Annotated in this window: 11 protein-coding genes; 8 read left to right on the top strand and 3 right to left on the bottom strand. The window is 66.7% G+C overall.

Translation table 11 applies throughout. The annotated features are described in order from the left end of the window. Window positions 1–25: 25 nt before the first annotated feature. Entirely contained in the window at window positions 26–925 is a 900-nt protein-coding gene (ptrR, locus tag AC1ZV1_RS18255; protein ID WP_484292966.1) for a putrescine utilization regulator PtrR, read from the top strand. On the opposite strand, the gene AC1ZV1_RS18250 is transcribed toward ptrR, so the two are convergent. Then, window positions 922–1,422, bottom strand: a complete 501-nt coding sequence (locus tag AC1ZV1_RS18250; RefSeq protein ID WP_484292965.1) for an ATP-dependent zinc protease family protein — start codon at window positions 1,420–1,422, stop codon at window positions 922–924. The genes ptrR and AC1ZV1_RS18250 overlap by 4 nt on opposite strands. A gap of 202 nt (window positions 1,423–1,624) precedes the next feature. On the opposite strand from AC1ZV1_RS18250, the gene AC1ZV1_RS18245 reads away from it, so the two are divergent. The 5 genes from AC1ZV1_RS18245 (at window position 1,625) to AC1ZV1_RS18225 (ending at window position 9,436) form a co-directional block, all read left to right on the top strand. Next, window positions 1,625–3,211 carry a response regulator gene (locus tag AC1ZV1_RS18245; RefSeq protein ID WP_484292964.1) on the top strand — a complete coding sequence of 529 codons (1,587 nt, stop codon included), beginning with the start codon at window positions 1,625–1,627 and terminating at the stop codon, window positions 3,209–3,211. A 103-nt stretch (window positions 3,212–3,314) separates the two neighbouring features. Then, window positions 3,315–4,148: a hypothetical protein gene (locus tag AC1ZV1_RS18240; protein WP_484292963.1), complete on the top strand. Its 834-nt coding sequence runs from the start codon at window positions 3,315–3,317 to the stop codon at window positions 4,146–4,148. A 47-nt stretch (window positions 4,149–4,195) separates the two neighbouring features. Then, on the top strand, window positions 4,196–7,669 hold the full coding sequence (locus AC1ZV1_RS18235) for a YadA-like family protein (RefSeq protein ID WP_484292962.1): 3,474 nt from the start codon (window positions 4,196–4,198) through the stop codon (window positions 7,667–7,669). 50 nt (window positions 7,670–7,719) lie between these two features. Continuing rightward, window positions 7,720–8,550 (top strand): OmpA family protein, encoded by an 831-nt coding sequence (locus tag AC1ZV1_RS18230; protein ID WP_484292961.1) that lies wholly within the window; start codon window positions 7,720–7,722, stop codon window positions 8,548–8,550. 10 nt (window positions 8,551–8,560) lie between these two features. Then, window positions 8,561–9,436, top strand: a complete 876-nt coding sequence (locus tag AC1ZV1_RS18225; RefSeq protein ID WP_484292960.1) for a hypothetical protein — start codon at window positions 8,561–8,563, stop codon at window positions 9,434–9,436. 180 nt (window positions 9,437–9,616) lie between these two features. On the opposite strand, the gene AC1ZV1_RS18220 is transcribed toward AC1ZV1_RS18225, so the two are convergent. After that, window positions 9,617–10,213 carry an NAD(P)H-binding protein gene (locus AC1ZV1_RS18220; RefSeq protein ID WP_484292959.1) on the bottom strand — a complete coding sequence of 199 codons (597 nt, stop codon included), beginning with the start codon at window positions 10,211–10,213 and terminating at the stop codon, window positions 9,617–9,619. Window positions 10,214–10,293: 80 nt separating this feature from the next. Further along, window positions 10,294–11,079: an AraC family transcriptional regulator gene (locus AC1ZV1_RS18215; RefSeq protein WP_484292958.1), complete on the bottom strand. Its 786-nt coding sequence runs from the start codon at window positions 11,077–11,079 to the stop codon at window positions 10,294–10,296. A 143-nt stretch (window positions 11,080–11,222) separates the two neighbouring features. Between AC1ZV1_RS18215 and AC1ZV1_RS18210 the strand changes: the two genes are divergently transcribed. Together AC1ZV1_RS18210 and AC1ZV1_RS18205 are read left to right on the top strand one after the other, a co-directional pair. Continuing rightward, window positions 11,223–11,576 carry a VOC family protein gene (locus tag AC1ZV1_RS18210; protein WP_484292957.1) on the top strand — a complete coding sequence of 118 codons (354 nt, stop codon included), beginning with the start codon at window positions 11,223–11,225 and terminating at the stop codon, window positions 11,574–11,576. Between the two features lie 179 nt (window positions 11,577–11,755). Continuing rightward, window positions 11,756–12,010: a hypothetical protein gene (locus AC1ZV1_RS18205; protein ID WP_484292956.1), complete on the top strand. Its 255-nt coding sequence runs from the start codon at window positions 11,756–11,758 to the stop codon at window positions 12,008–12,010. Window positions 12,011–12,018 lie beyond the last annotated feature (8 nt).

The following is a 12,018-nucleotide window of genomic DNA, read 5'->3' as shown; positions in this document are numbered from 1 at the left end:
ATTACGCTCTCGTTTGGAGAATGATATGGACCTGGTCCAGCTGGAAATCTTCTGCGCCGTGGCGGCTCACAAGAGCATCGCCGCCGCTGCCCAGGCCATGCACCGTGTGCCGTCCAATCTCACGACACGGATCAAGCAGTTGGAAGCTGACCTGGGCGCGGACCTGTTCATCCGCGAGAACAACCGCCTGCGCCTGTCCCTCGCCGGGCATGATTTCCTCGTCTACGCCACGCGCATCCTGGGTCTGGTGGAAGAGGCGCGGGTGGTGGTATCCGGCAAGGAGCCCACCGGGCGCTTCCCCATCGGTTCGCTCGAAAGTACGGCGGCGGTGCGCATTCCGCGCCTGCTGGCGCGCTACCATCAGCAGTACCCGAAGGTGGAGCTGGATCTCTCCACCGGGCCGTCCGGCGAGATGATCGACGGGGTGATCGCGGGCGAGTTGATCGCCGCCTTCGTCGACGGGCCGATCAAGCACCCGGCGCTGGAAGGTGTACCGGTGTTCGACGAGGACATGCTGGTGGTCGCGCCGTCACACCATGCAGCTATCCGTCGTGGCCGGGATGCGGATGGCGAGATGATCTATGTCTTCCGCGACAACTGCTCCTATCGCCACCACTTCGAACGCTGGTTCGCCGCCGATGGCGCGGCGCCGGGCGCCATTCGCGAGCTGGAGTCCTACCACAGCATGCTCGCCTGCGTGAGCGCCGGCGGTGGCCTGGCGGTGATGCCGCGCAGCATGCTGAGCAACATGCCCGGCAGCGCCTCGGTCAGCGCCTGGCCCATGGCCGGCGACTTCGCCCGCCTGAACACCTGGCTGATCTGGCGCAGCGACTCGCGTTCGCGGTCGCTGGAACTGTTCCGTCAACTGGTCGACGAGCAGGCCGCAGCGCTGGACATGGCCGGAGGCGTGGCCGCCCAGGCTTAGTGCCGCGGCAACTGGGTAAAGGTGCGTCGAGAGTCCACCGGGCCGATGCGCTCCAGGGTCCGGCGCCCCAGCAGCAGCGGGTAGAGCATGTCCTTGCGATCGCGCAGGGAGAACTCCTCGACCAGCATCTGCTCGCCGATTCGCACCTCCATCGTCACCACCGGACGATGATCGACCCCGCCGGCGCCGCGCAGCCTCACCCGGCGCACCAGCGGGCGTTCGAATTCCTGGCTGAAGGGTTCGCCGGTCTCACGATCCCGGCCGACCACGCGAAACCGTACCCATTGCTGTGTGCCCCGGCGGAAATAACGGATGTCCCGGGCGTCCATCGACGAGGTGAGTGCGCCGGTGTCCAGCTTGGCCTTCAACGGGATCGCGCCGGGATAAATCCGCGCCTCCTCGATCCAGCCGTTCACGGGGCGGTGCTCGGAGCGGGCCTTCAGCGAGGCAACGAAGGTCAGGACCAGCATGGCGAGCGAGAGAGAATTCAACTCCATGGTCATTCTCCAGGGTATCGCGTGGTGGACGATTCCATGGTTGAGCCCGGAACGTTATGGTCGCGTTAAATCCAGGTCGTGGAACCATCAGTCAAATGGCTCATGGCCATCGTTCCGATGAGTGGTCTGCGACGGTGTCGGCGTGCAGAAGTGCCTATGCTGTTTGGCCAGTGAGATGGACTTCGGACGAGGCAGGGTGGCTATGGCCAGGGTTTTGCTCGCGGATTCGACACCGATAGTGCGCGATGCCTTGCGCACGCTGCTGGAGGAAATGGGGCACGCGGTGCTGGGGGAAGCTGTCGACGTGCCCACGGCGTTGAGCCGGGCGCGCGAGGAGCAGCCGGACCTGGTGATCCTTGAGCTGAGCCTGCCCGGTCCTGGCGGACTGGACCTGCTGCGCCGTCTGCGCGCCCGCGATGCGCGGCAGAAGGTGCTGGTCTACAGCCGGCAGAACCCTGCGCACTTCGCGCCGCTGTGCTTCCAGGCCGGGGCCAGCGGGTTCGTCAGCAAGGGCGAGGACACCTCACTGCTGCGCAAGGCCATCGTCGATGTGCTGGCCGGGCGCGGTCACTTCTCCCGCGAGCACATGCAGCCCGGCGGCGGGGACGTGCTGGCCAGCCTGACCCCGCGCGAGCTGTCGGTGCTGCAGCTGATCGCCGAAGGGCATTCGAACGTGCGCATCGCCGAGCAGTTGCGGATCAACTTCAAGACGGTCAGCACCTACAAGGCGCACCTGCTGGACAAGCTGCACGTCGGCTCCAGCGTGGAGCTGGCCGAGATCGCCCGGCGCAACGGGCTGGTGGGTGGTTATCCGCCCGGTGCCACGGTGGCTGATGCCTTGCCGGCGGAGATCAGCCTGCTGCGTGAACTGGTCGACGCGGCGCCAAACCCGATGTTCGTGCGCGGTGTCGACAGTCGCCTGCTGTTCTGCAACCAGCGCTTCCTCGACTTTCATCAGGTCAGCGCTGACGAAGCCCTTGGCACGGCGCTGGCCGACAGCCCCTGGTTGTCGCCGGAGTACCGGGCGACGGTGCCCGATAAGTTCCAGGATTTGGTCGAGAAAGGCGTCCCGGTCAACGCGACCCTGCGTATCGCGTTTTCCGGCCGCCACCGTGTCGTGCATGCCTGGATGGTGCCCTGTCGCAATGCCAGCGGCCAGCCTACTGGCGTGCTGGGGGGCCTGCAGGACATCACCGACAGCGAGGGCGAGCTGCTCGAATGGCGCGACCGTGCCCTGGCTGCCGAGGCACAGCTGCACCGCGTTCGTGAGATCGACACGGCGATGCTGGAAGAGCTGGGCATGCGCTTCTCGGGCCTCGAGTTGCACCCCGCCACCCCGGGCCTGGCTGGCGTCTTCGAGACGCTGCGACGGCTCAAGAGTACGGTCAATCCACGTGAGGACCGTCCTGTGCCGGCGCTGTTCCCCTGTGATCTGAAATCGGTCATCGAACGCTGCCTTGCGGCGTATCCCGCGTGCCGTTTCGACAACCGCTGCAGCGAGCCCTTGCGAGGTTGGCTGGACGCTGAACTGTTTACCCACTGGATCATTGCCGCCCTGGAAATGCTCGGCGAGCCGGAGCAGGTCACGCTGGCTGCGCGAGCGGTGCGTCAGGGGCAATTGCTGGTACGTCTGGAGCTGGACGGGCAGGGCGGTGCCAACAGCCTCATCCTCCAGCAGTACGCCCTGCGTCTGGCGCTGCGAATGAATGCCCGGATGGGCGTTGAGCGGAACGCAGAGCGCCTGGCCATCGACCTGGAACTGGAGCTGGCCCTGGCGGCCGCCACCTGAGTGGCGAAAAACTCTGATGCGCAGGCGGGAAGGACTCTGAGTTCGCTCCGCGACGACCCTTCCTAGCATGACGGCAACTCGAACCTCTACAGGAGTTGCCACCATGAGCCTTCCTCCGAAAACCCTCGCTACACCTCCGTTGCGCCTGCTCTCGAGTATCGCGCTGGCCCTGCTGGTCGCCAGCGGCTCGGCCTTGGCCGGTCCGGCGCAAACACCCGCACGGGGCGTCTCCCAGCCGTTGGTGCTGCTGGCGCACCAGCAACTGCTCGAAGGCGACCTCGCGTCGGCCCAGGCTCTGTTGCGTGAAGCCGGCGCACAGGGGCAGGGCGGTACTCGCGCCCTTGCCGAACAGGGCTTCATCGAGGACGCCGCCGGCCGCCACATGCGTGCCCGGCAGTTCTACGACGCCCTCAAGGGCAGCGACCAGGCCGCGGTGATCGCCGTGCCGTCGGCGGTCAATCTTGCCGCGCTGGCCCGCTTCGAGCAGGCCGGCAAGGCCTTTGCCCAGCTGCAGAAACACTCGCCCAATCCCCAGCTGCAGGCCTATGCCGGCTTCTGGAACCTCTGGCTGAGCGCTCGTCAAGCCAGCGACAGCGGGGCCAAACCGGCCGCCATCAAGGCTCGGGTGGAAAAGCTCGCCCGTGACATCAAGCCGGTAGACGAACACCAGCGTGCCCTGCTCGCGCTGTTCCAGGGCAAGACCGACAGCTCAGCGGTATTCGCCGAGATCGATGGCCAGCAGGCACCGGATGCGGTCAAGCGCGACCTGCGCACCGAGGCCGGGTTGTTCGCCGGCGGCTACCTCGACTACGTCCGCCAGGACCATGCCGGCGCCCTGCGTCTCTACGAGCGTGCGCTGCAGCAGTCGCGCCCGGCGGCCATGGAACGCCCGCAACTGATCCAGTCCAGCCGCGCCCTGCAGCTGTCCTCCCGTTGATTTCCCCTTGCTGAGTCCAGGGGCAGGTCCCCTGGAAGGAGCTTTTCATGAACAGGATTTATCGTCTGGTGTGGAGCACCACGCGTCATGCGTGGATCGCTGCTTCCGAATTCGCCACGGCGCACCGCAAGTCCGGTCGCAGTGCCCTGGTGGGCGCCGTGGCTGCATCGTTGGTGTGCGCACCCGTGATGCCGGCCTTCGCGGCGACGCCCTACAAGAACGGCTCTGCCTTCGAAAAAACCGTTTCCGGCAATCCCGGCCTCTACGTCAATGACGCCAGCAACGATTCGGGCTGCATCTTCGTCCACGACACCGGGGATACCGGCAGCACCGGCTGGAAATACGACAGCAACAACACCAACTGCCTGACCAGCGACAAGGCCAGTCAGACTGCCCGTGTTCTCTTCTATGGCTCTGGCACCCGCACCGACGGCACTGACTCGCTGACGCTGGGCAACGAGCTGTACGTCAACGGTGGCCGCATCGGCCTGAACAACAAGTTCGGCACCAATCCCACCAACTCCATGGCCATCGGTAACATCGGTACCGATGCCAGCGGCAATCCTACCGGCACTCGCGCCACCGCACAGGACTCGGTCGCCATCGGCAACGATGCCGTTGCCAGCCAGCAGAACGCCATGGCCCTGGGCACCGGTGCACAGGCCAACGTCACCGGTGGTGTGGCCCTGGGTTCGGGCTCGGTGGCCGGCACCGTTGCCGGTCAGCCGGGCTACCTGCCCAACGGCGTGAGCCCGGCCCAGGCCGCGGCCATCAACGCCACCACCAGCACCGTGGGCGCCATTGCCGTGGGTGATGCCGCGACCGGCAAGTTCCGGCAGATCACCGGCCTGGCTGCCGGCACCCTGGACAGCGATGCGGTGAACGTTGCGCAACTCAAAGGACTGGTCGGCAATGCCACCGCCGATGCGGTGATGTATGACAACGCTACCCATAACCAGGTGACCCTGGGGGGCGACTCCTACGACAACAGTACCCACCTGGGCGGCACCACCGTCACCAACGTCGCCAACGGCGTAGGCGATAGCGATGCGGTCAACGTTTCGCAGCTACACGACCTGGCCAATACGCCGATCACCTTCGTCGGCAATGCCGGCGCGGTACAGAAGCGGCTCGGCGAGGCGATCGCCATCGAAGGCGCCGCCAGCACGCCCGGCAGCTATTCGGGGAGCAACCTGAGAACCGAGGTGGACGCCAACGGCAACCTGCAACTGCAGATGGCCGACAGCCCTGTGTTCGATTCCGTGACCACCGGCAATACCTTCATCGACAGCAACGGCCTGACCATCGCGGGTGGCCCCAGCGTGACCAGCGGTGGAATCGATGCGGGCAATCAGCGCATCGTCAATGTCGCGCCGGGACAGATCAGCGACGGCTCCTCCGACGCTGTCAACGGCTCGCAGCTGCACGCGACCAACCAGCAGGTGGATCAGAACACCACGAACATCAGTAACCTGAACACGAACATCCAGAACGGCACGGTCGGACCGGTGCAGCGCACCGGCACGGATACCCTGTCGCTGATCGCTGCCGGAGGTGACGCCTACGCGCCGGGTAGCGCGCAAGTGCTGACCAATGTCGCTGCCGGTTCGATCAGCCCCACTTCCACCGACGCGATCAACGGCTCGCAGTTGCATGAGACCAACCAGAACGTCACTAACGTCGACAATCGGGTAGCCAACGTCGACAACCGCGTCAGCAACGTATTCGGTGATGACAGTGACGCCAACGTCGCCGAGAACGGCCGCGGCATCCGCTATGTGCGCACCAACGACAAGGGCCTGCCGGTGGACGATGCCTATGCCAAGGGGCAGGGCTCCACGGCGGTCGGCTATCAGGCCCAGGCGACCGGCGACAGCGCGCTGGCGCTGGGCCGCAATGCCAACGCCAGCGCCGACAACAGCGTGGCGCTGGGGGCCGGCAGCACCACTACGGCCAACCTTGGCCATCCGGCCTATCGGGCGGGTGGATACCCGGTGATGGGCAACCCCACCGGCGAGGTCTCGGTCGGTTCTGCAGGCGCCGAGCGTCGTGTGACCAACGTCGCTGCCGGCGCTGACGAAACCGATGCGGTGAACGTCTCGCAACTCAGGGGAGTCGCCGATCGAACCGACCAGCTGGCCCAGGACGCCCTGCTCTGGGACCCGACTGCCAACGGCGGCAACGGTGCCTACAACGCCAGCCATGGCGGGCGCGGTCCGAGCAGGATCACCAATGTCGCGGCCGGCGATATCAACGCCAGTTCCACCGATGCCGTGAACGGCTCTCAGCTCTACGAAGTGACCACCCAGATCAACAACATCACTCTGGGGGGCTTCAAGTACTTCCACGCCAGCTCGCAGAAACCCGACTCGGTCGCCAGCGGCGCCGACTCGATCGCTGTCGGCCCGGCGGCTCTGGCTTCCGGCACCTCATCCCTGGCCATGGGCGACGGCGCCAATGCCAGCGCCAGCAACGCCAGCGCGATCGGCAGCAACGCCGCTGCCAGCGGTGCAAACGCCACGGCGGTTGGCACGGGCTCCAGTGCGACTGGCGGCTCCTCGGTGGCCCTGGGGAATGGTGCCTCGGCCAGCGGCGAGCGCAGCTCGGCGATCGGCGCCGGCGCCAGTGCCGAGGCTGCCAACAGCGTGGCCCTGGGCGCCGACTCGGTGGCCGACCGCGACAACAGCGTCTCCGTGGGCAGCGTCGGCAATGAACGGCAGATCACCAACGTCAAGGCCGGTGAGGCTGACACCGACGCAGTCAACGTTTCGCAACTGCGCGAACACGGCGATGCGATCAACAGCACCATCACCAACGTCGACAACCGCGTGACCCAGGCGAAGACCGACATCACCCAGCTGCAGAACGGCACCGATGGCATGTTCCAGGTGAACAACAGCAGCGACCTGCCCAAGCCACGTCCCACGGGCACCGATGCGGTGGCCGGGGGGGCCGGCGCCGAGGCATCGGGCAGCAACAGTGCCGCCATCGGCACCCGCGCACGGGCCAGTGGCGCCAGCGCCACGGCCTTGGGCAACGGTTCCAGCGCCCAGGCGCAGAACTCGGTGGCACTGGGTGCCAACTCGGTGGCCGACCGCGCGAACAGCGTCTCGGTGGGCAGCGCCGGGAGCGAACGGCAGATCACCAACGTCGCCGCCGGTACCGCGCCGACCGACGCGGTGAACGTCAGCCAGCTGCAGCAGAGCATGGGTGACATCTCCAACCAGTTCTACGACTACACCGACTCCCGCTACAACGCGCTGCGCCACGACCTGAAGAAACAGGACGACATCCTCAGCGCCGGCATCGCCGGGGCCATGGCCATGGCGACCCTGCCGCAGCCGCATTCGGCCGGGGCCAGCATGGCCACCGTCGGCTTGGGCAACTACCGCGGCCAGGGTGCCCTGGCGATCGGCGTATCGCGCATCTCCGACAACGGCAAGTGGGTCACCAAGCTGCAGGGCAGCACCAGCAGCCAGGGTGATCCCGGCGTTGCCGTCGGTATCGGTTACCAGTGGTAAGTCATTGCTTCGCGGCCCGGCTCCGGTCGGGCCGCGCAAAGGAGATCAAGATGAACACGTTCACTATCCGCAACCTGTGCACCCTGGCCTTGGCCTTTAGCGGCCTGCTGTTGGCGGCCTGCGGCAGCCACAGCGTGGTTGACGCCCAGGGCCACAGTGCCGATCCGAAATTCCCTGCGATCAGCGACTCCTACCGCCCGCAGGGCAGCTACGTGAACCTGGAGAACCTGGGCAAGGTGCAGCCGGGCATGAGCAAGGCCCAGCTCTACGAGCTGCTCGGTACTCCGCACTTCAACGAAGGGATGTTCGGCGTGCACGAGTGGGACTACGTCCTGCGCTTCCGCCGCGCCGGCCGCGAGGATCTGGTCTGCCAGTACAAGGTGCTGTTCGACAAGGACTTGCAGGCGCAGACCTTCCTGTTCTCGCCGGCCGATTGTCTGGACCAGGCCCGGCCCGTGCCAGAACAGTCCCCGGTGACAACGTCGGTTCCTCTTCCGACACAGCGCGTCACTCTCGGCGGTGATGCCACCTTCGCTTTCGACAGCGCCGAACTCAGCCCTGCCGGCCGCGCCAGCCTGGCCCGTCTGGCCGAGCAACTGAAAGCGCAGCAGCCGTCGCACATCAGCATCACCGGGCACTCCGACCGTCTCGGCTCGCCGGCCTACAACCTTGACCTGTCCCGGCGCCGCGCCGAAGCGGTGCGCGACTACCTGGCCGCCGCCGGCGTGCCGTCTGCCTCGATGCGTGTGCGCGGTGCGGGGGCGGCCGAGCCGGTCGCCGATTGCCCGAGCCTGCCACGCGCCCAACTGATCCATTGCCTGGCGGCCGACCGCCGGGTCGTCATCGAATCCAGCGCCGTTGCGGCGCGTGCCCAAGAGTGAGGACCACACCATGAACATCCCGAGCAAATGGCTGACCGCGATGCTGATTCCCGCCTGCCTGCTGGCCGGCTGCAACGGTTCCGAACAGGCTGCCGCGACCACCGCTGACAGCCATGCATCCACCGCCCAGCAGAGCCTGGGCACCCTGGAGTACCCGGCGCTGCCGGTGATCCGCAACGCGATCTTCAGCATGAGTCCGCTGGTGGACGGCAAGCGCAACCCTGCCGTGATGCAACAGGTCTGCGGCCTGGCCCGTGACGAAACCACCCAGGCCGAGGTCGACCGCTTCGTCGCCGCCAGCGGTGAGACGGCGCAGCACCTGAACGAGACGGGCGGTGTGGCCGCGCTGCTGGTCAGCGGCAATCACACGGGCCAGCAGATCGCCTGCGCCGCCTACCTGGCCACCGCGCCGCTGATCCAGGTCGACGGCAACGAATTCATCGCCCCGAACAAGGGCGCCGATGGCAAGTTGCAGGTCGACCAGGCCCGCCTGGGCGAGGTCATGGCCGTGCGCATGGCGCTGGCGCGCACCGATGCCGAGTACTTCAACCTGATCGCTGAGAAGCTGCAGCAGACGCCGGGTCTCTCCGATTTCCAGTACCAGGCACGCACCCGTGAGCTGTTCTCCGAACTGGCGCCGGCCTACCTCAAGCGCGTGAAGGAAATGATGCCGCCGGCCGGCACCCGTTTCGACCTCAAGCAGATGGATGACCAGCGCTTCGCCTTCGCCACCTCCAACGGCGGCGAGTACGAATACACCAGCGACGGCATGACCCTGCGCCAGGACAACATCACCTGGTACGGTGACGGCCAACTGATGGGCCAGCCGCGCCTGCTGAAGATCGCCTACTACCCGAAGGTGGTGACACAAAACCTGCAACACTGACAGGTGCGTAGAGACGGCGCCGGCCGGGCATCCGACCGGCGCCTCGTGACGTGTGGCCATGGCTTGATCCTGCGTTCCGGCAGCCGGCACGGCCCACGGACCAGCCACTGGCCAACGAACCCTGCGCCAGGAACAACGTACCGAGGGATCGGCCGGGTGCGCCAGCACCGGACAGGATGATCACCGCTTGCCGCTGCGCAGGCGCATGCACTGGCCCGTATGCAGGTTCAGCTGCATCTCGTCCAGCAGCGCCTCGGCATAGGAGCGTGCGAGTGCCGTGTCCTGCTCGGGTGAGCCATCGGCACGGGAGAAGTCGTCGATGCGCAGGCCCTCGGGCATCGGTGGCGCCTCCACCAGCGTCCAGTCCAGGCCGCTCACTTCCAGGCTGCGGGCAAGGCCGGCGCCGAGTTGTTCGTGATGCGCATCGGCGGGTTCCACCAGCCAGCCCCAGTGGCCGACCAGTAGCAGGCGCGGCACTTCTGCACGCAGGCAGCCGTCAATCAGGGCGCCGCATTGCGGCGGGAGGAATTGCGCCGGCTCGTCGAGGAAGGCGAATACCACATCCAGCCCCGACACGGCTTCGCTGACCACCAGCGATGATTCCAGGCTGCCCAGCTTGCAGCGCAGGCCGGGGCGGGCGCGCAGACGGTTGAGGTCCTCCAGCAGCACCGTGACTTCGTACTGGCGATGCAGCGCGCCGGCGATCAGTGCCTGGCCAAAGCTGTTCGACGGCTCGAACACGCCCAGCTTCAGGGTAGGGGTTTCCAGGTTGTGCATGGGGGCTCCTTCGGTGAGGGCGACATAGGCATATCGAAGGAGCTGGGCGGTGAGGGTTCAGTCGATCTGCGCGAACGGCGCTAGGCGCCGCCGGCGCAGTCGGTCGTCGCCTGGTAGCTGCTGGGAGCGACGCCCAGGCTGCGGCGGAACATGCTGGAGAACGCGCTCGGGCTGTCATAGCCCAGCTCCAGCGCCACGCGGGTGACGGGTGTGCCGGCAGAGAGGCGGGTGACGGCGGCGAGCAGACAGGCCTGCTGGCGCCAGGCGCCGAAGGAGAGGCCGGTCTGCTGGCGGAACAGACGGCTGAAGGTGCGCGTGCTGCAATGCAGCTCGGCCGCCCAGAGTTCCGCCGTGACGCCGATATCCGGCGTGCGCAGGAAGTCCCGGCACAGCTCTGCCAGGCGCGGGTGCGCAGGCAGCGGGGCGAACAGCGGCAGGCTCGGCGCCTGGCGCAGTTCGTGGAGCAGCAGGCGGATCAGATCGCCGTCGCGGCCATTTTCATCATGCAGCGCCGGCACCTCGACGCTGGCCAGCAGCAGGTGATGCAACAGCGGCGAGACCGTCAGTGCCTGGCACAGCAGGGTATCGCGCACCGCTACCTGCGGGTCGATGTACAGGCTGCGCGTGCTGACCCCGCGCATCAATACCCGATGCCGCTTGCCGGCGGGAATCCACACGCCGCTGTAAGGCGGGATCACCCAGGCGCCATCCTCGGTCTCCACTTCCATCAGCCCGCTCATGCCGTAGAGGAACTGCGCGCGGCGGTGGGCGTGGGGCTTGAGCAGCGTGCCGAGCGGGTAGTCGGTGCCGATGGCGAGCACGGCGCGGTCGACGTCGTCGACACTGGCGAGCGGGATGTTGAGCATGGTGGTGAGTATGGCTGAGTCGCGATGATTATTCGTCAATCGGCGCAAAATGGCCAATCACCGTGCGACCGACTGGCGCGGCGCGCCTTGTGTAGGGCGATTTGCCGTAGGATCGGTCCGTCACGACTTGCCAGGAGGCGACCATGGGTATCCGCGGAAACGACCGTCAGATCGACAACATCGAGTTCAACGTCAGCGACATCGCGCGCAGCAAGGCGTTCTACGGCAGCGCCTTCGGCTGGACCTTCACCGACTACGGCCCGACCTACACCGAGTTCAGCGATGGTCGCCTCACCGGCGGTTTTACCACCGGCGAGCCGGTTCGCCCCGGCGGTCCGCTGGTGATCCTCTATGCCAATGACCTGGCGCAGACCCAGGCGCGCCTCGAAGCGGCGGGCGCCACCATCACCCGCGCGATTTTCGCGTTCCCCGGTGGACAGCGCTTCCACTTCGTCGATCCGGACGGCTACGAGTTGGCGGTGTGGTCGGCGCAGTGACAACCGGCAGGCTGACGCCTCGCTGAAACGGCCGTTTGTCTGCTCCCCACATCAGGCCGCGCGGTTGCCGGAACTGTCGCTTACCCACTCGGGTCAGGACATCAGAGGGGGTCGCGTGGTGCGACTCGCCCTGACGTCCAGAAAAGCACAGGCCAGCCGCGGCCAAGGGGGAGAACCGCATGCAGCAGTCAGTCGAGCCGGCGTTCATGGCGCCCAGTGAATACCTGACGTCCACCGGCATCGCCGTGTTGATGTCGCCCCGTTACATTGCCCCCGGCAAGGTGGGCGAAGTGCTGCTGTCGCTGGCGAAGGTGCCGGCGGGCGTGTCGCCGCTGGACGTGGTGATCGGACCCTGGGAGTCCCACGAGGAAGCCTTCCAGGCCTCCCACGACGCCGCCGAGCGCTGGGTCGTGCGTCTCGACGACGACGCCTGATACCCGAG

Source organism: Pseudomonas sp. BB438 (genome assembly GCF_057180225.1).
Note: the sequence above shows the minus strand (reverse complement) of the source record. Positions and strands in the feature narration are given on the sequence as shown.

Excerpts from the sequence above, each read along its gene's own strand:
- AC1ZV1_RS18220 (WP_484292959.1), bottom strand. The coding sequence starts at position 10,213 with ATGCACAACCTGGAAACCCCTACCCTGAAGCTGGGCGTGTTCGAGCCG.
- AC1ZV1_RS18205 (WP_484292956.1), top strand. The coding sequence starts at position 11,756 with ATGCAGCAGTCAGTCGAGCCGGCGTTCATGGCGCCCAGTGAATACCTG.
- AC1ZV1_RS18230 (WP_484292961.1), top strand. The coding sequence starts at position 7,720 with ATGAACACGTTCACTATCCGCAACCTGTGCACCCTGGCCTTGGCCTTT.
- AC1ZV1_RS18235 (WP_484292962.1), top strand. The coding sequence starts at position 4,196 with ATGAACAGGATTTATCGTCTGGTGTGGAGCACCACGCGTCATGCGTGG.
- AC1ZV1_RS18250 (WP_484292965.1), bottom strand. The coding sequence starts at position 1,422 with ATGGAGTTGAATTCTCTCTCGCTCGCCATGCTGGTCCTGACCTTCGTT.
- AC1ZV1_RS18240 (WP_484292963.1), top strand. The coding sequence starts at position 3,315 with ATGAGCCTTCCTCCGAAAACCCTCGCTACACCTCCGTTGCGCCTGCTC.
- ptrR (WP_484292966.1), top strand. The coding sequence starts at position 26 with ATGGACCTGGTCCAGCTGGAAATCTTCTGCGCCGTGGCGGCTCACAAG.
- AC1ZV1_RS18245 (WP_484292964.1), top strand. The coding sequence starts at position 1,625 with ATGGCCAGGGTTTTGCTCGCGGATTCGACACCGATAGTGCGCGATGCC.
- AC1ZV1_RS18210 (WP_484292957.1), top strand. The coding sequence starts at position 11,223 with ATGGGTATCCGCGGAAACGACCGTCAGATCGACAACATCGAGTTCAAC.
- AC1ZV1_RS18225 (WP_484292960.1), top strand. The coding sequence starts at position 8,561 with ATGAACATCCCGAGCAAATGGCTGACCGCGATGCTGATTCCCGCCTGC.
- AC1ZV1_RS18215 (WP_484292958.1), bottom strand. The coding sequence starts at position 11,079 with ATGCTCAACATCCCGCTCGCCAGTGTCGACGACGTCGACCGCGCCGTG.